The sequence below is a fragment of the Morganella psychrotolerans genome, assembly GCF_001676055.1.
GTDB lineage: Bacteria > Pseudomonadota > Gammaproteobacteria > Enterobacterales > Enterobacteriaceae > Morganella > Morganella psychrotolerans_B.
Genome location: NZ_LZEX01000001.1, coordinates 179,831 through 204,520, shown reverse-complemented (window position 1 = coordinate 204,520; position 24,690 = coordinate 179,831). Strand labels below are relative to the sequence as shown.

21 protein-coding genes, 1 tRNA gene and 2 pseudogenes are annotated in these 24,690 nt (G+C 49.4%); 12 read left to right on the top strand and 12 right to left on the bottom strand.

The window, feature by feature from the left end:
- Positions 1-69 precede the first annotated feature (69 nt).
- Together ychF and pth are read right to left on the bottom strand one after the other, a co-directional pair.
- Positions 70-1,161 carry a redox-regulated ATPase YchF gene (gene ychF, locus AYY17_RS00965; protein ID WP_067400012.1) on the bottom strand — a complete coding sequence of 364 codons (1,092 nt, stop codon included), beginning with the start codon at positions 1,159-1,161 and terminating at the stop codon, positions 70-72.
- Positions 1,162-1,268: 107 nt separating this feature from the next.
- Complete coding sequence (gene pth / locus AYY17_RS00960) at positions 1,269-1,859, bottom strand: aminoacyl-tRNA hydrolase (protein WP_067420552.1); 591 nt, start codon at positions 1,857-1,859, stop codon at positions 1,269-1,271.
- Positions 1,860-2,175: 316 nt separating this feature from the next.
- On the opposite strand from pth, the gene AYY17_RS00950 reads away from it, so the two are divergent.
- The gene (locus AYY17_RS00950) at positions 2,176-2,445 is read left to right on the top strand and encodes a stress-induced YchH family protein (protein WP_067420548.1); all 270 of its coding nucleotides are present in this window, start codon (positions 2,176-2,178) and stop codon (positions 2,443-2,445) included.
- A 189-nt stretch (positions 2,446-2,634) separates the two neighbouring features.
- On the opposite strand, the gene prs is transcribed toward AYY17_RS00950, so the two are convergent.
- The 3 genes from prs to lolB all read right to left on the bottom strand — a co-directional run bounded on the left by prs (position 2,635) and on the right by lolB (position 5,152).
- Positions 2,635-3,582, bottom strand: coding sequence for a ribose-phosphate diphosphokinase (prs, locus tag AYY17_RS00945; RefSeq protein WP_150384674.1), 948 nt, complete (start codon positions 3,580-3,582; stop codon positions 2,635-2,637).
- Between the two features lie 77 nt (positions 3,583-3,659).
- A complete protein-coding gene (gene ispE, locus AYY17_RS00940) occupies positions 3,660-4,538 on the bottom strand; it encodes a 4-(cytidine 5'-diphospho)-2-C-methyl-D-erythritol kinase (protein ID WP_067420546.1) in 879 nt (292 codons plus the stop codon).
- The gene (gene lolB / locus AYY17_RS00935; RefSeq protein ID WP_082981209.1) at positions 4,523-5,152 is read right to left on the bottom strand and encodes a lipoprotein insertase outer membrane protein LolB; all 630 of its coding nucleotides are present in this window, start codon (positions 5,150-5,152) and stop codon (positions 4,523-4,525) included. The genes ispE and lolB overlap by 16 nt, the downstream gene beginning before the upstream one ends.
- Before the next feature lie 290 nt (positions 5,153-5,442).
- Between lolB and hemA the strand changes: the two genes are divergently transcribed.
- The 6 genes from hemA (at position 5,443) to mnmL (ending at position 11,403) form a co-directional block, all read left to right on the top strand.
- The gene (gene hemA, locus AYY17_RS00930) at positions 5,443-6,705 is read left to right on the top strand and encodes a glutamyl-tRNA reductase (protein ID WP_067420544.1); all 1,263 of its coding nucleotides are present in this window, start codon (positions 5,443-5,445) and stop codon (positions 6,703-6,705) included.
- A 36-nt stretch (positions 6,706-6,741) separates the two neighbouring features.
- The gene (gene prfA, locus AYY17_RS00925; RefSeq protein ID WP_067420542.1) at positions 6,742-7,824 is read left to right on the top strand and encodes a peptide chain release factor 1; all 1,083 of its coding nucleotides are present in this window, start codon (positions 6,742-6,744) and stop codon (positions 7,822-7,824) included.
- Positions 7,824-8,660, top strand: a complete 837-nt coding sequence (gene prmC / locus AYY17_RS00920; protein ID WP_067420540.1) for a peptide chain release factor N(5)-glutamine methyltransferase — start codon at positions 7,824-7,826, stop codon at positions 8,658-8,660. Before prfA ends, prmC begins: the two co-directional genes overlap by 1 nt.
- A complete protein-coding gene (sirB1, locus tag AYY17_RS00915; protein WP_067420538.1) occupies positions 8,657-9,463 on the top strand; it encodes an invasion regulator SirB1 in 807 nt (268 codons plus the stop codon). Before prmC ends, sirB1 begins: the two co-directional genes overlap by 4 nt.
- A 125-nt stretch (positions 9,464-9,588) precedes the next feature.
- The gene (gene kdsA / locus AYY17_RS00910) at positions 9,589-10,443 is read left to right on the top strand and encodes a 3-deoxy-8-phosphooctulonate synthase (RefSeq protein ID WP_067420536.1); all 855 of its coding nucleotides are present in this window, start codon (positions 9,589-9,591) and stop codon (positions 10,441-10,443) included.
- 6 nt (positions 10,444-10,449) lie between these two features.
- Positions 10,450-11,403: a tRNA modification radical SAM protein MnmL/YtqA gene (gene mnmL, locus AYY17_RS00905; protein ID WP_067420534.1), complete on the top strand. Its 954-nt coding sequence runs from the start codon at positions 10,450-10,452 to the stop codon at positions 11,401-11,403.
- Here mnmL and AYY17_RS00900 read toward each other — a convergent pair.
- The 3 genes and pseudogenes from AYY17_RS00900 to AYY17_RS00890 all read right to left on the bottom strand — a co-directional run bounded on the left by AYY17_RS00900 (position 11,354) and on the right by AYY17_RS00890 (position 13,907).
- Positions 11,354-11,803 (bottom strand): methyltransferase family protein, encoded by a 450-nt coding sequence (locus tag AYY17_RS00900; protein ID WP_067421274.1) that lies wholly within the window; start codon positions 11,801-11,803, stop codon positions 11,354-11,356. The two genes, mnmL and AYY17_RS00900, sit on opposite strands and share 50 nt — an antisense overlap.
- Before the next feature lie 99 nt (positions 11,804-11,902).
- A pseudogene (dauA, locus tag AYY17_RS00895) lies at positions 11,903-13,623 on the bottom strand (C4-dicarboxylic acid transporter DauA).
- A gap of 195 nt (positions 13,624-13,818) precedes the next feature.
- A tRNA-Ser gene (locus AYY17_RS00890) sits at positions 13,819-13,907 on the bottom strand.
- Between the two features lie 335 nt (positions 13,908-14,242).
- Here AYY17_RS00890 and ghrA point away from each other — a divergent pair.
- Both ghrA and AYY17_RS00880 read left to right on the top strand, forming a co-directional pair.
- Positions 14,243-15,184: a glyoxylate/hydroxypyruvate reductase GhrA gene (gene ghrA / locus AYY17_RS00885; RefSeq protein ID WP_067420533.1), complete on the top strand. Its 942-nt coding sequence runs from the start codon at positions 14,243-14,245 to the stop codon at positions 15,182-15,184.
- Positions 15,185-15,247: 63 nt separating this feature from the next.
- Complete coding sequence (locus tag AYY17_RS00880) at positions 15,248-15,850, top strand: TorD/DmsD family molecular chaperone (RefSeq protein WP_067420531.1); 603 nt, start codon at positions 15,248-15,250, stop codon at positions 15,848-15,850.
- Between the two features lie 64 nt (positions 15,851-15,914).
- Here the strand turns inward: AYY17_RS00880 and AYY17_RS22610 are convergent.
- From AYY17_RS22610 to mdtH, 3 genes and pseudogenes are all read right to left on the bottom strand, one after another.
- A pseudogene (locus AYY17_RS22610) lies at positions 15,915-17,226 on the bottom strand (CitMHS family transporter).
- A 330-nt stretch (positions 17,227-17,556) separates the two neighbouring features.
- Positions 17,557-18,114: a lipoprotein gene (locus tag AYY17_RS00870; RefSeq protein ID WP_067420529.1), complete on the bottom strand. Its 558-nt coding sequence runs from the start codon at positions 18,112-18,114 to the stop codon at positions 17,557-17,559.
- 183 nt (positions 18,115-18,297) lie between these two features.
- A complete protein-coding gene (gene mdtH / locus AYY17_RS00865; protein WP_067399976.1) occupies positions 18,298-19,503 on the bottom strand; it encodes a multidrug efflux MFS transporter MdtH in 1,206 nt (401 codons plus the stop codon).
- Positions 19,504-19,669: 166 nt separating this feature from the next.
- Between mdtH and rimJ the strand changes: the two genes are divergently transcribed.
- From rimJ to uhpC, 3 genes are all read left to right on the top strand, one after another.
- Positions 19,670-20,254, top strand: a complete 585-nt coding sequence (rimJ, locus tag AYY17_RS00860) for a ribosomal protein S5-alanine N-acetyltransferase (protein ID WP_067421272.1) — start codon at positions 19,670-19,672, stop codon at positions 20,252-20,254.
- Positions 20,255-20,328: 74 nt separating this feature from the next.
- Positions 20,329-21,864 carry a murein biosynthesis integral membrane protein MurJ gene (gene murJ, locus AYY17_RS00855; protein ID WP_067420527.1) on the top strand — a complete coding sequence of 512 codons (1,536 nt, stop codon included), beginning with the start codon at positions 20,329-20,331 and terminating at the stop codon, positions 21,862-21,864.
- A gap of 503 nt (positions 21,865-22,367) precedes the next feature.
- A complete protein-coding gene (gene uhpC / locus AYY17_RS00850) occupies positions 22,368-23,705 on the top strand; it encodes an MFS transporter family glucose-6-phosphate receptor UhpC (protein WP_067420525.1) in 1,338 nt (445 codons plus the stop codon).
- Between the two features lie 201 nt (positions 23,706-23,906).
- Here the strand turns inward: uhpC and AYY17_RS00845 are convergent, their stop codons facing one another.
- Complete coding sequence (locus tag AYY17_RS00845; RefSeq protein ID WP_067420523.1) at positions 23,907-24,617, bottom strand: SDR family NAD(P)-dependent oxidoreductase; 711 nt, start codon at positions 24,615-24,617, stop codon at positions 23,907-23,909.
- Positions 24,618-24,690 lie beyond the last annotated feature (73 nt).

Below are 24,690 nucleotides of genomic sequence, written 5' to 3'. Positions count from 1 at the left end.
GTTAATTGTATGAATTTCATGCTGTTTTGTGGGCCGATGCTTGGTGCGGCGTGAGACTACAGTATAAGTTTACACATTAAACAAGAAGTTCAGCACATCGCCATCCTGGACAATATACTCTTTGCCTTCTGCGCGCATTTTACCGGCTTCTTTTGCGCCTTGTTCACCTTTGTACTGAATAAAATCGTTATAGGCGATGGTCTGGGCGCGGATAAAGCCTTTTTCAAAGTCAGTATGGATTTTACCGGCGGCCTGCGGGGCGGTGGCGCCGACAGGGATGGTCCACGCGCGGACTTCTTTTACACCGGCGGTGAAATAAGTCTGCAGCTCGAGCAGGGCATAACCGGCGCGGATCACGCGGTTCAGACCCGGTTCTTCAATACCCAGGTCCGCCATAAACTCTTCGCGGTCACCATCTTCCAGCTCAGCAATATCAGACTCAATTGCCGCACATACAGGCACAACCACAGAACCTTCTTTTGCTGCAATTTCACGCACTTGTTCAAGATACGGGTTGTTTTCGAAACCATCTTCACTGACATTGGCAATGTACATAGTTGGTTTCAGTGTCAGAAAGCTCAGATAACGGATAGCACCGATTTCTTCTTTATTCAGGGTCAGGCTGCGAAGCATCTGTGCATTTTCCAGCAGCGGCAGGCATTTCTCCAGCACTTCCAGCTCGAGTTTTGCGTCTTTATCGCCGCCTTTGGCGCGCTTCTGAACACGGTGAATTGCACGCTCACAGGTATCGAGATCCGCCAGTGCCAGTTCGGTATTGATGGTATCAATATCATCTGCCGGATTTACACAACCAGCGACATGGATAATGTTGTCGTTATCAAAACAGCGGACAACGTGACCGATAGCTTCCGTTTCGCGGATATTGGTCAGGAACTGGTTACCCAGACCTTCACCTTTGGATGCGCCTTTCACCAGTCCTGCGATATCGACGAATTCCATGGTGGTCGGCAGAATACGCTGTGGTTTAACGATTTCCGCGAGGGCATCTAACCGGGCATCCGGCATAGGAACAACACCGGTGTTCGGTTCGATTGTACAGAACGGAAAGTTCGCCGCTTCAATACCTGCTTTGGTCAGCGCGTTAAACAGCGTTGATTTACCAACGTTCGGCAGGCCGACGATACCACATTTGAAACCCATAAATTCTTCACCTTAAAAATGACAGCAGACCGGCACGGTCTGCAAGCACGTTAAATAATTGCCGCTGATTATACACGGTTGCGGCTAAACAGACGACATTTCCCGACTCAGCGCTCTGCTTTAAACGTATGTAAACGGGCTACCGCTTTTGCCATGCCGTCTTTCATCAGTACATCAGTGCAGCGCACGGCTTCATCGATGGTGTCATCGATTAATTGCTGTTCGCTGGCCGGCGGTTTACCCAGCACAAAACCAACAACCTGGCTTTTATCACCCGGATGCCCGATACCAATACGCAGACGATAAAAGTTCGGGTTGTTACCGAGTTTGCTCTGAATATCTTTCAGACCATTATGCCCGCCGTTACCACCGCCGAGCTTCATTTTTGCCACACCGGGCGGAAGATCCAGCTCATCATGAGCCACCAGAATTTCATCCGGGGCAATCTGATAAAAACCGGCGATGGCGCTGACGGCTTTGCCGCTCAGGTTCATAAAGGTGACAGGCACCAGCAGGCGGACATCATTCCCCTGAATATTCAGGCGCGCGGTATAGCCGTAAAACTTACTTTCTGATTTTAATGACTGATTATGGCGACGGGCAAGCTCATCAACAAACCAGGCACCGGCATTGTGGCGCGTTTGGGCGTATTCCGCACCGGGGTTTGCCAGCCCCACAATTAATTTAATCTGACTCACACTGTTTTCACTTGTTGTTCAGGCAGGGTTTTAATACAAAGAGGGATATTCTACCTGTCTGAAGCACGGAGTACAAAAATAAACGCCGGGCCGGTAAGTGTGATGATGTAACATGGTGATATTGGGTATAATTCAGGGAGGAACTATTAAATCTTTCTTTTTTGGCACTATTAGTCAAATAAAACCGGTTATTTTTTGTCTGTGTGATCTCATACGCAACATATTCGTGAAAATACGGGCTATAATCTATACCAAGAAGGAATTCCTGCTTTCGTACTTTTCATTGTTTACAGACAAATGAGTGACGGAGGTTCCTATGAAACGTAAACTAACCTTATTAGTGGGTAACCTGCTGATGATTGTCGGTATGTTACTGATGGTCGGCAGTATGGCTTTCACTGTCGGCGTTCTTATCTTTGTGCTTCCTGTGCCTGATATTTATTCTGAAGCATCCCTGATGGGGATCTTTATCGGTGCCTTAATCTGGTTAGGCGGGGCGGGTATGGGCGGACGTCGTGAATGTATCGCAGATAAATATTACTGGCTGCGTAATTTCCACAGTCGTTATCGTCGCCGGATGCCGTAATAAATCCGCACATTTTGCTCTGCCGTAATCTTACTGGTCTTATTGAATAAATGTCGTATCGGATAGGATCGGATTAACACACGCAGTCTCAATAAGTGTGGTCTGAATAAGATAAGAGCAGGGCAACAAAAAACCCGTTGTAATCAGCAACGGGTTTGACACGCAATATATGCGCCTGATTCAGATGAATCAGTGCTCGAACATCGCGGAGATAGACTCTTCATTACTGATACGGCGGATGGCTTCAGCCAGCATCCCGGATAATGTCAGTGAGCGGACATTACTCAGTGCTTTGATTTCAGCGGATAACGGAATGGTGTCACAGACAATCACTTCGTCAATTACTGAATCACGGATGTTGTTTACTGCGTTGCCGGAGAAGATAGGGTGAGTTGCGTAAGCAAATACACGTTTCGCACCACGTTCTTTCAGTGCTTCCGCAGCTTTGCACAGCGTGCCCCCTGTATCAATCATATCGTCAACCAGTACACAGTCACGACCCGCCACATCACCGATAATATGCATCACCTGAGAAACGTTCGCACGCGGGCGGCGTTTATCGATGATAGCCATATCAGTGTCGTTGAGCAGTTTGGCAATGGCGCGCGCACGTACCACACCACCGATATCCGGAGAAACCACAATCGGGTTATCCAGATCTTTCTGCAACATATCTTCCAGAAGGATCGGGCTGCCGAAGACGTTATCAACCGGGACATCAAAGAAACCCTGAATCTGTTCAGCGTGAAGATCAACAGTCAGCACACGGTCAACACCCACACTTGAAAGGAAGTCAGCAACCACTTTCGCGGTGATTGGCACACGCGTTGAGCGGACACGACGATCCTGACGGGCGTAACCGAAGTACGGGATTACCGCGGTGATACGACCCGCAGAAGCACGGCGCAGAGCGTCGACCATCACAACCAGTTCCATCAGATTATCATTGGTCGGTGCACAGGTAGACTGGATGATAAATACATCACCACCGCGCACGTTTTCATTGATTTGAACACTGACTTCACCGTCGCTGAAACGACCAATCGCAGCATCTCCGAGGTTAGTGTACAGGCGGTTGGCAACACGTTGTGCCAGTTCCGGGATGGCGTTACCAGCAAAAAGCTTCATATCAGGCACGAGAAAAACCTCAGGCATGCGTCCAGAGAGAGTGAATTGTACACCTGAAAACGTCAGGGGGACGAAATCAGGGGCAATTACAGTTTAATGCCGGCGCGGAACTGATGAAGCGGCGATATGTTGACACCTTGTGCCACAAAGCCCTTCACCCACGCCGGCGCGTTACTTAACACCTGTCGGGCGGTTGCCTGGTTTTCGAACTCACCGAACACACATGCACCCGTACCGGTCAGGCGTGACGTTGTATATTGTAGCAGCCAGGAAAGAAGTTCATCAACCTCACGGAAACGTTTTCTTGCGGTCGGTTCACAGTCATTTGCGAACGGAGCCTTTAATAATGCGGGCAGAGAGCGGATCGGAGTGTCGCGAATTAATTGTGGATCTGTGAAGATTAACGGTGTCGGAACCGAAATTCCCGGGTGTGCGACCAGATACCAGCACTCCGGTGGTGATGCCGGGGTCAGAATTTCACCGATTCCTTCGGCAAATGCGGCATGCCCGCGGACAAATACCGGGACATCGGCACCCAGGGTAACACCCAACTGCGCGAGAGTTTCATCCGGTAACTGTAACTTCCAGTGATAATTCAGAGCGATAAGTACAGTGGCGGCATTGGATGAGCCGCCGCCGATCCCGCCCCCCATAGGCAGAATTTTATCAACAGCAATATCCGCACCGAGCGGGGTACCCGTCAGGCATTGTTCGCGGGCATATTGTTGTAACAACCGGGCGGCACGAACAACCAGGTTTTGCTCATCCGGCACACTGGTCAGTGGTGTCAGCAGCCGGATATTATCATCTGTGCGGGGAGTGATTGTGACACTGTCACCGTAGTCGAGAAACTGAAACAGCGTCTGCAACAGATGATAGCCATCTTCCCTGCGGCCTGTGATATACAAAAACAGGTTCAATTTGGCAGGGGACGGCCAGGTCAGAGACGTTAATTGAGTGTCCATGAATCCATTTTCAGCTTAATGCGGTTGCTGCCTTGTTCGATATCCAGGCGGTCCGGCAGTTGCGGTGAGATTTTATCGTTATAAGACTGATAACTGACTTTCCACTTCTCCATACCTTGTGACCAGGTCAGGGCTTTGAGGTGGTATTCATTGCTGATGGCATAGGATTGGGCCTCGCCCGGTAATCCGGTTATCCACTGACGCAGGTTTTCCATCGGGATGGTCATGCCGGTCAGCTGATAGATCATATTGTCCGGATCATCGCTGTAATGTTTCTGCCCTTTATTATCCGTAAGCTGAGTCTGACCATCGCGGACAATCAGTTCCAGCTCAGTACTGCCGACCGGATTGGTCAGCAGCAGCTTGTAGCTGTCAGCGGAATATTGCTGCCAGAAAAAGCGGGCAAACGTTTTCTGGTTTTCGCCGATGTAGGCGAACGAACCGCGGGTCTGGTAACGGGTGAGATTATTTACTTTCTCCACATGGTTCTTCCAGCCGGCCGATGTTGCGGAGACATCGCCTTTTTCTGCCGTATCCGGCAGAGTACAGGCAGCCAGGATCAGGCTGCATAATGGTAATAACCGGATAACGCGTGGTAATTGTATAAGAGCCACGTTGTAATTTCCTTTAACAACTGAAAACGTAATCAATGGGAATATTGTGCCTGTTCCGACCACTATTTCCTACCTCTCTTACGCTGATTTACGCAAATATCAGGCCTATTAATAGCGGATGGACCGCATGAGCTGTACTATACTAACTGCTTATTATCACGGATTCGGGTTTAGCGCTTTAATTGCGGTGAACCGACTGCTAAAATGCCTGCAGTTATCCTTAGTAAGGGTGTTGATTTCCGGTATACTCTGCCGGTGTTTCACACACTTACCTGATTCGCATTGCAGATATGACTCTATTAGCACTCGGCATTAACCACAAAACCGCGCCTGTTGCGTTACGTGAGAAAGTCACGTTTTCACCGGACAGCATGGAAGCGGCGTTAGCTAATCTGCTCGAACAGCCGGCTGTGAGCGGCGGTGTTGTGCTGTCTACGTGTAACCGGACTGAGATTTATCTTAGTGTGAATGAACAGGGTGATCAGCGGGAACAACTGATCAACTGGTTGTGCCGCTATCACAATATCAATCCGCAGGAACTGATGTCCAGCCTGTACTGGCATCAGGGTAATGAGGCTGTCAGTCACCTGATGCGGGTGGCGAGCGGACTGGACTCTCTGGTACTCGGTGAGCCGCAGATCCTGGGGCAGGTCAAAAAAGCCTTTGCACAATCACAGACACATCAGTCACTCTCACGCGAACTGGAACGTCTGTTTCAGAAATCATTCTCTGTCGCCAAACGTGTGCGGACAGAAACAGACATTGGCGCAAATGCGGTTTCTGTGGCGTTTGCCGCCTGTACGCTGGCGCGTCAGATTTTTGAATCCTTAGCCAAGCTGAATATTCTGCTGGTCGGTGCCGGGGAAACCATTGAACTGGTTGCCCGTCATCTGAACGAGCACGGCGTGAAACACATGATGATCGCCAACCGGACCCGTGAACGCGCCCGCATTCTGGCGCAGGAAGTCAATGCGGAAGTGATCACACTGCCGGAAATCGACAGCCGGCTGGCAGAAGCTGATATTGTTATCAGCTCCACCGCCAGTCCGCTGCCGATTATCGGTAAAGGGATGGTAGAGCGTGCGCTGAAAGCGCGGCGAAACCGTCCGATGTTGCTGGTGGATATTGCGGTACCGCGTGATATCGAAGCTGATGTTGAAAAGCTCAGTAACGTCTATCTTTATACTGTGGATGATCTTGAGGCTATTATTGAGCATAATCTGGCGCAGCGTCAGGTTGCCGCACAGCAGGCAGAATCAATAGTTGCTCAGGAAAGTGGGCACTTTATGGAGTGGCTGCGCAGTCAGGGCGCGGTGAACACTATCCGTGAATACCGTGAACAGGCTGAAGAGATCCGCGCCGCGATGGCAGAACGGGCTGTCAGTCTGATTCAGCAGGGACATGACCCCGCGGATGTTATCAACCAGATGACACAGCAACTGACCAACCGCCTCATCCACGCACCGACCAAATCACTCAGGGAAGCCGCCGGTGACGGTGACACTGAGCGTCTGACGCTGTTACGCGACAGCCTCGGGCTGGAGCACCATTAATTTCCTCTATTATTATTTTAAGGTAGCAGACTACGAATGAAGCCTTCTATTGTCGCAAAACTGGAAGCATTAAAAGAACGTTTTGAAGAAATTCAGGCGCATCTTGCGGATGCCGATATTATCGCTGATCAAAATAAATTCCGTGCCTTATCAAAAGAATACGCGCAACTGTCTGATGTCGCGAAGTGTTTTGAAACTTGGCAGGCTATTCAGGATGATATCGAAACCGCGCAATTGCTTCTTGATGATCCTGAAATGAAGGAGATGGCACAAGAAGAGCTTAAAGAAGCAAAACTGCGCAATGAAATCACAGAGCAGGAATTGCAGGTTTTATTGCTGCCGAAAGACCCGGATGATGAACGTAACTGCTTCCTGGAAGTCCGTGCCGGTACCGGCGGTGATGAAGCAGCCCTGTTTGCCGGTGATTTATTCCGGATGTACAGCCGTTATGCTGAAACCCGTCGCTGGAAAATTGAAATCATGAACAGCAATGACGGCGAACACGGCGGCTATAAAGAGATTGTTTTTAAAGTTGTCGGTGATAACGCCTACGGAACAATGAAATTTGAATCCGGCGGTCATCGTGTACAGCGTGTGCCGGAAACCGAGTCACAGGGGCGCATTCACACCTCTGCCTGTACTGTCGCGGTACTGGCTGAAGTGCCGGAGGCTGAATTAACCGACATCAACCCCGCGGATCTGCGCATTGATACCTTCCGCTCATCCGGTGCCGGTGGTCAGCACGTTAATACCACTGACTCTGCTATCCGTATTACCCATATTCCGTCCGGAATTGTTGTTGAGTGCCAGGACGAACGTTCGCAGCACAAAAACAAAGCCAAAGCCATGTCTGTTCTGGCGGCGCGTATCAAAGCGGCGGAAGAGGCAAAACGCCATGAAGCCGAAGCCTCTGAGCGGCGTAATCTGCTCGGCTCCGGTGACCGTTCTGACCGCATTCGTACCTATAATTTCCCGCAGGGGCGTGTAACGGATCACCGCATCAACCTGACTCTTTACCGTCTGGATGAAGTGATGGAAGGCAAGCTAGATACGCTTATCCAGCCATTGGTTAATGAATATCAGGCAGATCAGCTCGCGGCGCTGTCTGATCAGGACTGATGACTTTCCGTACCTGGCTGGCGGCGGCAATCATACGTCTTTGTCACAGTGACAGCCCGAAACGCGATGCGGAAATTTTACTCGGGCATGTTACCGGGCGCACCCGCAGCTATATTTTTGCGTTTGATGAAACTGCACTGAGTGATGATGAACAGCAGCAGCTTGAGTCGCTGCTGATAAGGCGTGAGCAGGGCGAGCCGGTGGCGTATATCACCGGCACCCGTGAATTCTGGTCGCTCCCGGTACAGGTATCACCGGCAACACTTATTCCGCGGCCGGATACCGAATGTCTGGTGGAAACCGCACTTGAGTTGTTACCTGCGGGCGCCTGCGATATTCTTGATCTCGGCACCGGCACCGGGGCTATCGCGCTGGCATTGGCATCAGAACGCCCTGATTGTACTGTCACCGGGGTGGATATTCAGCCCGGTGCGGTGGAACTGGCACGTCTCAATGCCACTCAGCTGGCACTTAATAATGTTTCCTTTAAAGAAAGTTGCTGGTTTGCTTCACTGGCGATCCATCAATTTGCTATGATAGTGAGTAACCCGCCTTATATTGATGAAAATGATGAACATCTGGCACAGGGTGATGTCCGTTTCGAGCCGCGCAGCGCACTGGTTGCGGGACAGAACGGACTTGCCGATTTAGCGGATATTGCGCAGGCGTCATCGGGTTATCTGCAATCCGGCGGGTGGTTAATAGTGGAGCATGGCTGGCGGCAGGGTGATGCCGTTCGTGAACTGTTCCGGAAAAACGGATTTTGCCGGGTGGAAACCCGCCGCGATTATGGTGGAAATGAGCGGGTTACTTTAGGTCAACGGGAAGAGAAATGAAAAGCATTGCTGATTTTGAGTTCAACGGGGCGTCGTTACTGAACGGTATTCTGTTAGTGTTAAAAACTGTCCGCCCTGATTTTGATCAGCCGCAGGCTGAACTGCACATCAATGAACTTATCCGTCAGGCCCGTAAACGCCTCCCGCCGGGGGCGGATGACCGCACCTGTTTACAGACACTCATCACACTCTTTTACCAGAAATGGCAGTTTGGCGGAGCCAGCGGTGTGTATTCCCTGTCTGAGACACTCTGGCTGGACACCGTGTTGCGCACACAGCGCGGCTCGCCGGTTTCACTCGGGATCCTGTTTATCCATATTGCTCAGTCAGTCGGGCTGCCGGTTTCACCGGTTGTTTTTCCGACTCAGCTGATTCTGCGCGCGGATCTGGAAGAAGAAACACTGTTTATTAACCCGATTAACGGTGAAATACTGGATCAGCACACGCTGGATGTCTGGATAAAAGGCACTCTCAGTCCGGCACAGCATCTGACCGGCGGGGATCTGGAAGAAGCCGAGAACAGCCATGTGGTGCGCAAGTATCTTGAGAGTATTAAAGTGTCCCTGATGGAAGAGAAAAAAATGGAGCAGGCGCTGAGAGTCAGCGAAACCATTTTACTGTTTGATCCGGATGACCCTTATGAAATCCGCGATCGCGGACTGATTTATGCGCAGCTGGATTGCAGCCATATCGCGATTTCAGACCTGAATTATTTTGTTGAACAATGCCCTAAAGACCCGGTATCTGAGATGATAAAAATGCAGATCCACACCTATGAGCAACAGCATATTGTTTTACATTAAATAGCGGGTGCTGTTTTTACCGTTTCCATAAACGCAATATATACCCAACGTCATTCAGGTTGCCGCCAACGAACCAGCAGTTTGAATGAATAAGGGTATAATTGCCTCTGTCAAAAGGTTATAGAATGCAACAGAAAATCGTAAATATCGGGGATATCCGTGTCGGCAATCAGTTGCCGTTTGTCCTGTTCGGCGGAATGAATGTACTCGAATCCCGCGATTTGGCGATGAAAATCTGCGAACATTACGTTACCGTCACGCAGAAGCTTAACATTCCTTATGTGTTCAAAGCCTCTTTTGATAAGGCTAACCGCTCTTCTATCAATTCATACCGCGGTCCGGGTCTTGAGGAAGGAATGCGGATTTTTGAAGAAATCAAAGCCACATTTGGTGTCAAAACGATCACGGATGTTCATGAAGCAAGCCAGGCACAGACTGTGTCTGAAGTTGTTGATGTTATCCAGTTACCGGCATTCTTAGCCCGTCAGACTGATCTGGTGGAAGCGATGGCTAAAACGGGTGCGGTCATTAATATCAAAAAACCTCAGTTTATCAGCCCGGGGCAGGTTGGTAATATTGCGGATAAATTCCGTGAAGGCGGCAATGACCAGCTTATTTTATGTGATCGTGGTGCAAACTTCGGTTATGACAATCTGGTTGTCGATATGCTGGGCTTTAAAGTGATGGAAAAAGCCTCCGGTGGTTGCCCGGTTATCTTTGATGTGACGCATTCACTGCAATGCCGTGATCCGTTTGGCGCGGCATCAGGTGGTCGCCGCGGTCAGGTTGCGGAACTGGCTCGTGCCGGAATGGCCGTGGGTCTTGCCGGTCTGTTTCTGGAATCGCATCCGGACCCGGATAATGCGCGTTGTGATGGTCCGTCTGCACTGCCGCTGGCAAAACTGGAGCCGTTCCTGCAACAGATAAAAGCGATTGATGATTTGGTAAAAAGCTTCCCTGTACTGGATACTGAAAAATAAGAACAGATGCAGCTTCATGATGTTGTAAACATGTTCGGCGCTGACCTTCAGCGCCGTTATGGCGAAAAAATCCATAAAATTACCCTTCACGGCGGTTTCAGTTGCCCTAACCGCGACGGCACCCTCGGGCGCGGCGGCTGCACATTCTGCAATGTTGCCTCATTTGCTGATGAAAACACACAGTATGATTCTATTGAGGATCAGCTTAATCAGCAGTCCGGCAAAATCACCCGTGCAAAACGCTATCTTGCGTATTTTCAGGCCTATACCAGCACATACGCAGAAGTTGAACTGTTGCGTCAGATGTATGAATCCGCACTGACGCAGGCAGATGTGGTGGGACTGTGTGTCGGCACCCGTCCGGATTGTGTACCGGAAGCGGTATTGGATCTGTTAGCGCATTATCAGCAGCAGGGTTATGAAGTATGGCTGGAGCTGGGATTACAAACCGCGCATGATAAAACCCTCAGACGCATTAACCGCGGGCATGATTTTGCCTGTTATCAGGCGACAACCCGTGCTGCCCGTGCACGCGGACTGAATGTCTGCTGCCATCTGATTGTCGGGTTGCCCGGCGAAACCGCGCAGGACAATCTGGTCACTCTTGAACGCGTGCTGGAAACCGGTACAGAAGGTATCAAACTGCATCCGCTGCATATTGTGGAGGGTAGCACTATGGCAAAAGCCTGGCGTGCAGGGCGTTTACCGACTATTTCTCTGGAAGACTATATTTATATTGCCGGTGAGATGATCCGCCGTACACCGCGTGAGGTGGTTTATCACCGCATTTGTGCCAGTGCGCGCTATCCGACACTGCTGGCACCTGACTGGTGCAGTAACCACTGGCACGGGATGAACGGGCTATGGCAGTATTTGTCAGAACACGGCGGTCAGGGCAGTGCGTATGATGCTAAAGCCATCTGCGGGTCTGCTGACAATACTGTATCCATTGCTCTTTAAAGCGTCCGGCAAGAAATTGTTCCTCCTGCGGGATGCTGAACAAATCGGTTATCAGCCAGAAAATCAGCCCGGCAACCAGAAAATAAAACGAATGGGTTAATAACGCGAAGCCGATACAGGCAGTGGTCAGCGCCAGATACACAGGGTTACGTGACAGCCGGAACGGCCCGCCGGTGATAAGGCTGGTTGCTTCCCCGAGCGGGTTTACCGTGGTGTTGTGACGGCGGAAATACACCAGTGATGCACCAATCCAACCGAGACTTTCCAGCCCCGTAAGCAGCGCCAGAATACCGGTCCAGCCACTGAACTGAAATATCAGCCCGCCTTTAAGATACAGCCAGCCCGCCGCCAGCCCGTTGAGGATAAGCCAGTTAATAAACGGTAATCTGAATATCGCCATATTGTTTTCTCTCATTGCCGTCTTTTTCATATCATAACGGCGGTGCCTTTACCCGCCGTTAGTCATGTTTTGTATCCTGTTTACCGTGCTGTCCTGCGATCAGGGCTCTGAAATCACACCGTCCATCAGATCAAGGTCAATCAGCGCTTTTGTCACAGTCGGGAAGAAGCTGATTTTATTATCAACAGGGACAATTCCCGCCCGGGCCAGGGTTTTCAGTGGCTGGAACGGAATATCACATACCACGATATGAGTATCAACACCGGCTTCATCGATAAAGCGGCGGAAGGCTTTCAGCCCGCCGGCATCGAGTACCGGTACCGCATCCCATTGCATAACAATAGTATGATAACCGGCACTTTTTACTTTCAGATCATCAAAAATACGCTCAGCCGCGGCAAAGAACAACGGACCGTTGACGCGGACAACCAATAATCCTTTATCGTTATTGGTGAAGGGTGATTCACTCAGGCGGGTCATATTCGCGATACGGCGCATAAACAGCAGGGATGCGAGTACAATCCCGACGCTGATGGCGATCACCATATCAAACAGCACTGTGAGGCTCATACACAGCAGCAGCACGATAATATCGTCTTTCGGCGCACTGCGGATTAACTCAATCACTTTTGCCGCTTCACTCATATTCCATGCAACCATCAGCAGCAGTGCAGACATCGCAGCGAGCGGCAGATAAGAAAGCACGGGAGCCAGCACCAGCAGTGTCAGCAGAACCAGCAGGGAGTGAACAATGGCGGATACCGGTGAGGTTGCCCCGGCGCGCACGTTAGCCGCCGAGCGGGCAATGGCGGCAGTCGCGGTGATCCCGCCAAAGAACGGTGCGGCGATATTGCCCAGTCCCTGACCGAGTAATTCCCCGTTGGAGTTATGTTTTTTCCCGGTCATACCATCCAGCACAACAGCACAGAGCAGGGATTCAATCGCCCCCAGCATGGCCATTGAAAACGCAGCAGGCATCAGGGCGGTAATGGTTGCCCAGCTCAAATCAAAAGGAGCGCCATTGGGAGCGGGTAAATTCCACGGCAAAATAAATTGCGGCAGGATCGCCGGGATCCCCGCGCCTGTGTGCCGTCCGGCAGGGTATAACTAAAGCGTGAGCCGATGGTGGCGACGTCCTGATCAAAGAATGACAGGATAACCATGACCAGCATCCCGGCGATAATCGCAGGAAGGTGTCCCGGCAGGCGAACCTTGAGTTTAGGCCAGTAAATCAGCACCAGCAGTGTGGTCAGACCTATTAAGGTATCTGCAAGATGAATTGTCGGCATGGCACCTGAGAGCGCGACGACTTTATCTACATAGTTTTCAGGCACATGCGCAAGTGTCAGCCCGAAAAAATCTTTTACCTGCATGGTGGCAATGGTAATGGCAATCCCCGAGGTAAAGCCGAGCACCACAGAGATGGGGATATATTCGATAAGCTTGCCGAAGCGTGCCAGCCCCATCGCGAGCAGAATAAACCCGGACATCAGTGTGGCTATAAGCAGGCCTGCCAGACCAAATTGCTGGGAGACGGGATAAAGGATAACCACGAAGGCGGCCGTGGGGCCGGAGACACTGAAGCGGGAGCCGCCGGTTACGGCAATCACAATACCGGCGACAGCCGCCGTATACAGGCCGTACTGAGGGGCAACACCACTGCCGATAGCCAGCGCCATCGCAAGCGGGATAGCAATGATCCCGACAGTAATACCGGCAATGGTATCTTTGAGTAAGCGGGTAGCGGAATAAGGCTGATTCCGGCATGAGTCAATTAGTGCAGAAAAAAGAGGTAATCCTTTAAACGTTGATATTTTCATTTCGGGACAATTGTCACCTTTAGCTATATGAGTGAGAGAAGAAACAGACGCCAAAGTACAATAGTGTACGCAAAATAAAGAGAAATTACGCTGAGATACATCAAATGAGGCAAAATAGAGGGTGTTAAGATTAAATCAAAACAAAATATAATAAAAAAACGCCCGTTGATTTCTCAACAGGCGTTTCTTTTAATATGGCGGTGAGAGAGGGGTTCGAACCTCGATACGATTTCTCGTATACACACTTTCCAGGCGTGCTCCTTCAGCCACTCGGACATCTCACCGGTGTACTTCCGTTGCGTTGATATCTCGCTGCAACGGGGCGTAACTATAGGGGAAGCGACGTAAAGCGTCAATACAACACATGAAAAAAAAACGTATTTTTTCGTGCGTTTAACTAAAAAATCAGCACATTGGCGATTTACACAGCGAAACCTGCCGGGGTGAATGATATGTTGCGCAAAAAACAAGCGTAAAAATATTTTCGCCAATTGACAAGATACCCGGAAATTATGCAGGTCAGTTAACAATAACAACATTTTAACAGCGTGAAAATCAGTCCGGGCTTGAATTATGTAAGGATTGCTATCAGGCTGGTAAAAAAACAGAGGAGCGCTGCATGAATATCATTTTCTACCATCCTTTTTTTAATTCTGATCTGTGGATAAACGGCATGAAAAAATACCTGCCGCAGGCCACTATCCGCAAATGGCAGCCGGGTGATAATCAGCCGGCTGATTATGCTCTGGTCTGGTTGCCGCCTCATGAATGTCTGGCGAACAGAACCGCCATGAAAGGTATTTTTGCGCTGGGCGCAGGTGTGGATGCTATTCTGAAGCAGGAACAGGCCAATCCCGGCACATTGCCCGCCGGTGTGCCGGTGGTGCGCCTGGAAGACACCGGGATGGGGGCGCAGATGCAGGAGTATGCGGTGGTCAAGGCGCTCTGGTATTTCCGCAAAATGGATATCTATAAACGTCAGCAGGAGCAGCGGATCTGGAAAGCACAACCGGCGTTTACCGTTGATGAATTTGAAATCGGCGTACTGGGTACGGGCGTACTGGGCCGCGCTGTGGCGGAAAAACTGACTGAATTTGGTTTTAAAGTACATGGCTGGAGCCGGACCGCCAAAAACATCCCGGGTGTTACCAGTTTTCACGGTAATGACCAGTTGGATGAATTCCTCAGCCACAGCCGCCTGCTGATTAATCTGCTGCCGGATACCCCGCAAACCCGCGGGATCCTCAATCAGTCACTGTTCAGCAAACTGCCTCAGAGTTCTTATCTTATTAACCTGGCGCGCGGGTCGCATCTTGTTGAGAACGATTTACTGGAAGCGATTGATGACGGGCAGATTGCCGGTGCCAGCCTGGATGTATTCGCCACCGAGCCGTTACCGGAAATGCACCCGTTCTGGACACATCCGCGGGTCGATATCACACCGCATATTGCGGCCTTTACTATCCCGGCCGAAGCCATGAAAGCGATCGCCGCTAATATTGAACGGATCGAGAGGGGCGAAGCGCCGCATGGCGTGGTGAACATGGAATTAGGCTATTAATTCTTTACACGGATAACAGCAATCCGGACAATAGTGGCAAATTATGTAATAAGGATTTGATGTATGAATGAATTTTCACTGGTTTGCCGCCTGCTCGGAACCCTGTTTAACCGCCCGCCGTCAGATCCTGTGCTGTTGCCGGTACTGAATATGATCAAACAGGGACAGCTTAAAGCACACTGGCCGCTGGAGCAGGATGCATTGCTGACGCGCCTGGCAGAGCAGTGTGACAGCGCGGTGCTGACGGCAGACTATCAGCAGCTGTTTACCGACGGTGCGGTTGTTGTACATCGTTCTGACTACACCGGTGAACCGGAAAATGATGTCCGCCAATTTTTAAGTGAGCGCGGCATGACGGTTCCTGACGCCGCCGCAGACAGTTTCGGTGCACTGTTGCTGGCAGCCTCCTGGCTGGAAGATCAGTCACAGGAAGATGAAGTCAGCGCGCAGACAGCCCTGTTTGCAGATTTCCTGTTGCCGTGGAGTGACAGTTTCCTCGGCAAAATGGAATCTCACGCACAATCAGGTTTTTACCGCACACTGGCTATTCTGACCCGTGAAGCCCTTGCAGGGCTGTGGGAAGAACTGGCGGAAAGTCAGGAAGATGCCGGTGATACTGAAGAGTGTGAAAGTGAAGAGAATGATGGCGGTGAAGATAATCATTAATTCGTGACGTTGTCACTTCATGCTGAAGCAGCCCGGTTTAATCACCGGGCTTTTTTTATCATTTTCAAAACAAACCCAGCAACCAGCCGGCTGTCAGGGTGACTAAACTGAACAGCCAGATCCAGAAAAAGGAGTAGCGCAGATGGCGGCCCATATCTACCCCGGCAATACCCACTGCCAGCCAGACTGCCGGTGAGAACGGGCTGACAAATGTCCCCGCGTTATTACCGATAGCCATCGCATACACCACATCTGCCGGCGGAATACCCGCTGATGCCACAATATCCCGCACAATCGGCAGCAGAGCAAAGTAATACGCATCTGTGCTGGTAAAAATATCCAGCGGAACGCCGATCAGCCCGATAATAATATGAAACTGCGCGACCAGGTTTTCCGGAATAATCAGCAGCAGATCCCGCGCTACGGACTCCAGCATTCCGCCTTTATCCATAACTCCGAGGAATACCCCGGCGGAAAGAATAATGGCGGCCATAGATAACGCCTGTGGCGCATGGTGGTTTATCACGGCAACCTGATCTTTGGGTTTTGGATAATTCACCACGAGCGCGGCAGAAAGAGCGAGCATAAAGATATACGGCGCGGATAACCAGCCAGTGCGAGGCAGATAATCGCCAGCAGGATCAGGCTGATATTGAGGAGAAACCGCTGTGGTTTTTCCGTGCCGGTATCATGGCTCTCTTCATCAAACAGTTTCAGCAGAGAGTCCTGCTCATAAGGTGTGGTACCGTACTGCGCTGCACGTGCAATACGGCGTTTCTCACGCAACCCGAACAGACCGGCAACCAGAACGGATGCCACAATCCCGATGACTTGCACAGGTATCAGCGGCTGCCATAATTCGGCGGCAGGAATTCCGGTAACGGCGGATGCCCGTCCCAGCGGTCCGCCCCACGGCACCATATTCATCACGCCCATACTCAGACACATCAGCAGCAGCATCAGATACGGCTCATGCCCAGCCGCCGGTACAGCGGCAGGAACGCCGGAATGATAATCAGAAATGTTGCCGCACCCGAGCCGTCCAGATGCACAACGGCCGCAACCAGTGCGGTGACCATGGCGACAATCACCACGTTGCCGCGTGTCAGGCTGACCATCAGGCGGATAAAAGGATTAAAAATATGTAAGTCTTTCATGATGCTGAAAAACAGAATAGCAAACAGGAACATAGTGGCGACATTCGCCACTTTTTTTATTCCGTAGTCAAAAAAAGCAGAAATTTCAGTCAGAGAGTAGCCCGCTAACAGTGCGCCAAGCAGCGGAACCACCGACATTGCTATAACAGGGCTGGTTTTGCCGGTCATCAGCAGGGTGACAATGGCAATAATGATCAGTAATCCAATCAGTGTGAGCATCAGACAATCCTTATCACAAATAATTTTATTTTCCGATGTTACTGAACAGATAAGGATGTGTGTTAATTTTGTGTATTAATTGTGATGCGACGCATTAAAAATAGTGATGAAAAATACGGGTAATCCTATTGCTGACCAGAAATTAATTTTATGCAGCGCAAGGGGAATTATTAAAAAATCGGTTTACCGTGCTGAAAACAGGATGAACAGAAGAAGGCGGGACAGACCGGTTTCGTTATAAACCTGAAGCGGATGCCGTTCCATAAGTAACGACATCATAATTCAGTCATTTAATTGTTTCGTAGCACAATTAAAAATTTTTATGGAATGTTACTCAGTTAACGGAATAACTATCCGCCCGGGTTTGATTTCAATTCCTTTGGCAAATTTTCTGGCGGCAGCTTCGGCGGTATTTTCACTGCTCAGTACATAGACCGGAGTAATATCAAAGAAGGTGCTCAGTGTGCTGTTAAGGTAGGGGATCAGGGCGGAAATCAGCGTGTCCCATTTGTCCGGGTTCAGGCTGTAATTGGTGATTTCAATATCACGCATATAAATCGATCCGCTGGTGGCATCAAAATAGGGTGCGGCACGGAGAGTCATCGAAATGGTAAAATCACGCGAACCGAACAGAGACACCAACTTTAATGAGCCGATGCCATTTAATTTTACTTTTCCGGGCTCTTCACGGCCGATTTCAACCAGCAATTTTTCCAGTGTGAAATCCGCATCGGCCACACCGTCCACGCCAATGCGTTTTGTCAGATGAATTTTATCAGCAATGGTACTGTTGATAGTCTCTTCACTGATACTTATTTCGGTTAATTTATCACAGCCTGTTAAAATCGTTACCGACACCAGTGCGGCAACACAGAGGAACATTCTCATCGTATCTCCTGTTGAATACGTCTCCGATACTAACTTACCCTTATTCATTCAAACTGCAGGTGTGTTGGTTGCATCTTGAATGACGTTGGGTATATACCTTTATATTCATTCAAACCGCAGGTCACTTGTCTGTATCTTGAGTGATATCGGGTATTAACGCTATGATTAATCACACAATACCGGTTAGTTTTCCGGCAATACCGCCGGGCTGACCTTTTTCGGGTTAAATTGACGGTAGAGTGTAAACAGCGTAATAAGTCCGATTGTACCGAGTAAAAACCAGGGAAGTTCAGGTAATTGCATTTCTTTACCAAGATCGTAAAGCCAGCCACCGCCGGTATAGCCGATAGCGCCGCCGAATGCCAGCCCCAGACGGCTGAAACCCATGTAACTGCCGCGTGCGCGCGGATCGGCCAGCGAAGCACTGAGCGTTTCACGCGCAGGCTCGGCAATAATCGACCCCAGGTAAAACAAACCTATAATCAGAAACAATACATGCAGTGAATGAGTCAGGGCGACCGGGAACATACTCATGCTCATCAGAAACAGTCCGGCCATCAGCCGGGTTTCCAGGCGGAAATGTTTTTCACTCCAGCGGGCCAGCGGATAAAGCAGTGTCAGTGACAGGGCGGCTTCAATCGCGTACATCCATTTGACCGCCGCCGGTGTGCCTGCCAGTTCATTGACAATAATCGGGAACATCAGCATCACCTGAACCGACAAAATAAAATAGCCGGTCAGTGTCAGGACATAACGGGAAAAGCGTTTATCATTCAGTACCCTGGACATGCCTTCTTTAATCGGTGTGCGGGTGGTTGAGATGCGGTACGCCGGCAGCAGCCAGGCATTACACAGTGCGGTTATCACAAAGATACCGGCACCGACCCAGCAGACCAGATGAAAATCATACATCAGCAACCAACTGCCGAGCAGCGCACCAATCACCGCACCGGCGCTGTCCTGCATCAGCAGCAGAGAATAAAAACGACCGCGTTCATACGGGCGGGTCAGTTTTATCACCAGCGCGGTACGCGGCGGATCAAACAGGGTACCGCCGAGCGCGGACAGCACACAGGAGAGCCAGAGGATCCAGGGCTCATCCGCCATTGCCATCAGTGCAAATCCGCCGGCGCGCAGGAACATGCCGATGACAATCATCGGCTTGGCACCGAACCGGTCAGCAATAGCGCCGCCGAAAATTCCCAGCCCCTGCTGGACAAACTGGCGCAACCCCAGAGCAAACCCCACAACAATCCCGGACCAGCCCAGTTGTTCAACGAAACGGATGGATATCAGCGGAAAGACCACAAAGAACCCGAGAACAACCAGTAAATTGTCCGCAAGCAACCAATATTTACCCAGCGTCCGGGCCTGTCTGACGAGTGACATTAAACACCACATTAAACGTTGAAAGGGAAAGAAAAAAGGGAGATGATAATCGTCTTTATTTTCTACTGAATGCAGTTATTAAGATAGCGGATTCAGGATGATATTTTTTTATCGACGAACCGCTGTTAAGCCTGCTTTAACCGGGTTCTCTGAGTGAGGGATTATGCTGTTTGGCTATCGCGCTAACACTCCGCTGGTTCGTTTTGCGACAGACAGACTGGTTGTCCGTCTGGCACATGAACGGGATACACACCGTATCAGTGAATATTATTGTGAAAATGAAGCCTATCTGAAACCCTGGGAGCCTATCCGCGATCGCAGCCATTATCATCCTTCCGGCTGGTCTTCCCGCCTGCAACTGATGACAGACATGCACCGTCAGGGAAGCGCATTTCATTTTCTGCTGCTGGATCCGCAGGAAAATGAAGTCATGGGGGTGGCAAATTACAGTAATGTTATCCGTGGTGTCTTTTTTGCCTGTTATCTGGGGTATTCACTCGGCGAAAAATGGCAGGGAAAGCATTATATGCAGGAAGCGCTGGAGCCGACCATCCGTTTTATGCAGCGCCAGCAGGGTATGCACCGTATCATGGCAAATTATATGCCGCATAATCAGCGCAGCGGACAACTCCTTACGCGCCTCGGGTTTGAAAAAGAGGGCTATGCGAAGGATTATCTGATGATCAACGGGCAGTGGCGTGACCATGTTCTGACCGTACTGACCACCCGGGATTGGGTTAAGCCACGTTAACGGCGGGTTTTTCTGTCCCGCCCGCGTTATCGTGATACTATTTCCGCCCTTGTTATCTGACCAGCATATTCAGCATGAATTTATTGAAATCTCTCGCCGCAGTAAGCTCGATGACGATGTTCTCGCGTGTACTCGGCTTTATCCGCGATGCAATTATTGCCCGGATTTTCGGGGCGTCGATGGCCGCCGATGCCTTCTTTGTCGCCTTTAAACTGCCAAATCTGTTACGACGTATTTTTGCTGAGGGGGCATTCTCCCAGGCATTTGTACCGATTCTATCGGAATACAAAACGCAGGAGGGTGAAGAGGCGACACGAACCTTTATCGCCTATGTCTCCGGGATGCTGACACTGATCCTGGCGATAGTGACGGTTATCGGTATATTCACCGCGCCGTGGATTATTTATGTCACCGCCCCCGGTTTTGTTGATGATCAGGATAAATTTGTCCTGACGACGGATTTGCTGAAGGTAACTTTTCCCTATATTTTTCTGATTTCTATTGCCTCACTGGCTGGCGGGATCCTTAACACCTGGAACCGGTTTTCTGTTCCGGCATTTGCGCCGACGCTGCTTAACGTCAGTATGATAGGTTTTGCCCTGTTTGCCGCGCCGTATTTTAACCCGCCGATTATGGCGATGGCGTGGGCGGTACTGGTTGGCGGCGTATTACAGATTGCTTATCAGCTTCCGCATCTGAAAAAAATCGGTATGCTGGTGTTACCGCGGATCTCATTTCGCAACAGCGGTGTCTGGCGGGTGATGAGACTGATGGGACCGGCTATTCTCGGGGTGTCAGTCAGTCAGATTTCCCTGATTATCAACACGATTTTTGCCTCATTCCTGGTCTCCGGCTCTGTCTCCTGGATGTATTACGCCGATCGCCTGATGGAGCTGCCGTCCGGTGTGCTGGGTGTGGCACTGGGTACCATTTTGCTGCCGTCACTGGCGAAAAGTTTTACCAAAGGGGATACCACAGAGTACCGCAAGCTGATGGACTGGGGGTTGCGACTGTGTTTCCTGCTGGCTCTGCCGTGTGCGGTGGCGCTGGCAATTCTGGCAGAGGCACTGACTGTCAGCCTGTTCCAGTACAAAAATTTCACCAGTTTTGATGCACTGATGACGCAGCAGGCGCTGATGGCATATTGTGTTGGGCTGATGGGCATGATTATGATTAAAGTGCTGGCGCCGGGCTTCTATTCCCGCCAGAACATTAAAACACCGGTAAAAATTGCTATTGCAACCCTGATCCTGACCCAACTGATGAACCTGGTGTTTATCGGACCGTTTAAACATGCCGGTCTGGCGCTGTCTATCGGGATCGGGGCCTGCTTTAATGCCTCTTTACTGTACTGGCAACTGCGCAAGCAAAATATCTTTACACCCTTGCCGGGCTGGGGAAAATTCTTCCTGAAACTGGTTATCGCGATGCTGTTTATGGTCGTAGTTCTGCTGGGGATGTTGTATGTGCTGCCGGAGTGGTCGCAGGACGGCATGACACTGCGTATGCTGCGCCTGATAGGTGTGGTGATAGCAGGTGCAACAGCGTATTTTGCGGCACTTTATGCACTGGGCTTTCGTTTGCGGGACTTTGCACAGCGCGGCTTATAAGCCTGATTAAATCATATTAATCAAACCGGAAACCGGCACCTGATAACAGGAGCCGGTTTTTTTGATCCGGCGGCACAAATATTAATATATTAATGTTACTAATTAATTGATTTTAGATTGTTCTTCACTATCGTTTTGATTTTAAAGTAATTAAATAAAACTGCATTTTTAGGTTTATCGATTCAGCTAGCGAAGTGGAATTATTCCGCTGAAATATCAGAAAAAGCATCGTCAAATGCAACTCTGACAGATAATCATCATATCATTACGGGAATAATAATATAATTATCCGGGATGGGTCAGTGTTGACTCATAATAAAGAAAAATCATATTTCACTGAACCCCGGCATTATTCAGGTGAATAACCACGTTTACACTGTAGCTTGAATACCATCACGTCTTTATTTATCCCTCTGTAATAAAACAGTCCGCTCTGTTGTGAAACAGAATGATATTTATATACAAACAGTATTATTACTTATAATTACAACGCGGAGAACGTGATGGCACTATTTTCTGAATCACCGGACAAACCGGTTACCATGAGTAAACCCGAGATTGACAAAACATATCGCTACTGGCGTTTACATTTGATGATCGTGAGTTATATCGGTTATGCCGTATTTTATTTCACCCGGAAAAGCTTTAACTTTGTGATGCCGGAAATGCTGGCAGATCTCGGGATCACCAAAGGTGATATCGGGATGGTGGGAACTGCATTCTATTTAACGTACGGTGCATCAAAGTTTCTCTCCGGTATTATCGGTGACCGCTCTAATCCGCGCTGGTTTATGGGAATGGGTCTGATTATGACCGGTGTGGTAAATATTCTGTTTGGCTTAACCTCATCAATTCCGTTATTTATTGCATTATGGATGGTTAATGCGTTTTTCCAGGGTTGGGGATGGCCGCCGTGCTCTAAAATACTGAATACCTGGTATTCACGTAATGAACGCGGCTTCTGGTGGTCTATCTGGAATACCTCTCATAATATCGGCGGGGCGATTATCCCTATTTTGTCAGGGAGTGTGGCACTGTGGCTGGGCTGGCGTTACGGAATGATAATCCCCGGTATTATTGCCATTATTGTCGGGGTGTTTCTCTGTATTTTCCTGCGTGACCGCCCGCGCTCTATGGGCTTGCCGACTGTTGGTGAATGGCGTGACGACCAGGTGGAAATAGCGCACGAAGAACAAGGTATGGGGCTGTCCCGCTGGACAATCCTGAAAGAATATATCTTCAAAAATAAGATAATCTGGGTATTGGCGCTCTCTTATGCGGTGATTTATATCATCCGTACCGGCATCAACGACTGGGGTAACTTATATCTTATTGAAACGCACCATTATGACTTATTAACCGCCAATGCCACCGTGATGATGTTTGAAATCGGCGGTTTCTTTGGTGCGATTATTGCCGGTTGGGGCTCTGACTTAATATTTAAAGGCAACCGCTCGCAGATGAACGTTATTTATACACTCGGGATCGTTATTTCCGCTCTGTGTTTATGGGCGGTACCGATTGACAATAAATACGTTTTCTCCGCACTTTTCTTTATGACCGGTTTCTTTATTTTCGGACCACAATTTTTAATCGCGATGGCGGCAGCTGAAAACTCTCATAAATATGCTTCCGGTGCATCTACCGGATTTGTCAGCTTATTTGCGTATATCGGGGCATCTGTTGCCGGATATCCGCTGTCAAAAGTGATTGAAAATTACCAGTGGAACGGCTTCTATTCCCTGTTATTAATCTTGTCAGTCGTGCTGGTAGTCTTACTGTTAATTGCCATGCAATTGCAGGCGGCCAAAGCAAAAAGGCTGAAAAAACAGGCTGGTTAAATTAACACTATTTGTGATATGGCAGATTATACCCGATGTCATTCAAGATGCAGGCTGGCTGAGTGCAGCCAACGAACCTGTAGCTTGAATGGATAAGGGTATAATCCAATTATCAGTACTTACTTCATTTATGTTGGTAGCGTTAATTGCGGAGAGTTATCTGATTAATTCTGGCTCCTGCTCTTTGTTAACTGATATCTATTACCATCTGCCAGCGGATTGTCCGCCATCAACATGCAGGATTTCACCCGTGATATACGGAGAATCCTCTAAAAAAATAATTGCATTTACAATATCTTCAATTTCACCCATCCGGCCGATTGGGTGCAGGGCATTGAAAAAATCATGAGTTTCCTGCTGATGCATTGGCGTTCTGATAATCCCGGGAGAAACGGCATTAACACGAATACCGGTATCAGCATACTCAATAGCTAAAGATCGGGTTGCTGCATTTAATCCACCTTTGGTCAGAGACGCTAATACACTCGGAACCCCTTTAATTGGCTGATCCACCAGGCTGGTCGTTATCTGTATAACATGACCGCCGCGTTGTTGTTTCATTTGATCAATTGTCCGTTGAGTGATGTAAAAGAAACCACCGAGATTTGTTGATATATTTTTATTCCAGTCATCGCTATTAAACTCTGTAAATGGTTTTGTCAAAAATACACCAGCATTATTAACTAAAGTGTCAATTCGTCGGAATTTCTTTAATGTGGCATCAATTACACGGTCAACGGTTTCTGCTGAAGAAATATCGCCCGGGATAGTAATTAAATTGTCACTGTCATGTGGCTCAATACTTCTGGATGTCGCCACGACGGAATACCCTTTATTGAGATATGCGGTGACTATTGATTTGCCTATACCCTGAGATGCGCCTGTTACAATAGCAACTTTGTTTCCGTGCATTTTTTTCTCCAATCGTTATATAAAACGTATTGTGACTGAGCCGTGCTACTGCGGCTGGAATAAGCTAAGTATA

Excerpts from the sequence above, each read along its gene's own strand:
- ghrA (WP_067420533.1), top strand. The coding sequence starts at position 14,243 with ATGAATATCATTTTCTACCATCCTTTTTTTAATTCTGATCTGTGGATA.
- ispE (WP_067420546.1), bottom strand. The coding sequence starts at position 4,538 with ATGGACACTCAATTAACGTCTCTGACCTGGCCGTCCCCTGCCAAATTG.
- AYY17_RS00880 (WP_067420531.1), top strand. The coding sequence starts at position 15,248 with ATGAATGAATTTTCACTGGTTTGCCGCCTGCTCGGAACCCTGTTTAAC.
- AYY17_RS00950 (WP_067420548.1), top strand. The coding sequence starts at position 2,176 with ATGAAACGTAAACTAACCTTATTAGTGGGTAACCTGCTGATGATTGTC.
- mdtH (WP_067399976.1), bottom strand. The coding sequence starts at position 19,503 with ATGTCACTCGTCAGACAGGCCCGGACGCTGGGTAAATATTGGTTGCTT.
- prmC (WP_067420540.1), top strand. The coding sequence starts at position 7,824 with ATGACTTTCCGTACCTGGCTGGCGGCGGCAATCATACGTCTTTGTCAC.
- murJ (WP_067420527.1), top strand. The coding sequence starts at position 20,329 with ATGAATTTATTGAAATCTCTCGCCGCAGTAAGCTCGATGACGATGTTC.
- AYY17_RS00870 (WP_067420529.1), bottom strand. The coding sequence starts at position 18,114 with ATGAGAATGTTCCTCTGTGTTGCCGCACTGGTGTCGGTAACGATTTTA.
- hemA (WP_067420544.1), top strand. The coding sequence starts at position 5,443 with ATGACTCTATTAGCACTCGGCATTAACCACAAAACCGCGCCTGTTGCG.
- AYY17_RS00900 (WP_067421274.1), bottom strand. The coding sequence starts at position 11,803 with ATGGCGATATTCAGATTACCGTTTATTAACTGGCTTATCCTCAACGGG.
- kdsA (WP_067420536.1), top strand. The coding sequence starts at position 9,589 with ATGCAACAGAAAATCGTAAATATCGGGGATATCCGTGTCGGCAATCAG.
- uhpC (WP_067420525.1), top strand. The coding sequence starts at position 22,368 with ATGGCACTATTTTCTGAATCACCGGACAAACCGGTTACCATGAGTAAA.
- AYY17_RS00845 (WP_067420523.1), bottom strand. The coding sequence starts at position 24,617 with ATGCACGGAAACAAAGTTGCTATTGTAACAGGCGCATCTCAGGGTATA.
- mnmL (WP_067420534.1), top strand. The coding sequence starts at position 10,450 with ATGCAGCTTCATGATGTTGTAAACATGTTCGGCGCTGACCTTCAGCGC.
- prfA (WP_067420542.1), top strand. The coding sequence starts at position 6,742 with ATGAAGCCTTCTATTGTCGCAAAACTGGAAGCATTAAAAGAACGTTTT.
- sirB1 (WP_067420538.1), top strand. The coding sequence starts at position 8,657 with ATGAAAAGCATTGCTGATTTTGAGTTCAACGGGGCGTCGTTACTGAAC.
- ychF (WP_067400012.1), bottom strand. The coding sequence starts at position 1,161 with ATGGGTTTCAAATGTGGTATCGTCGGCCTGCCGAACGTTGGTAAATCA.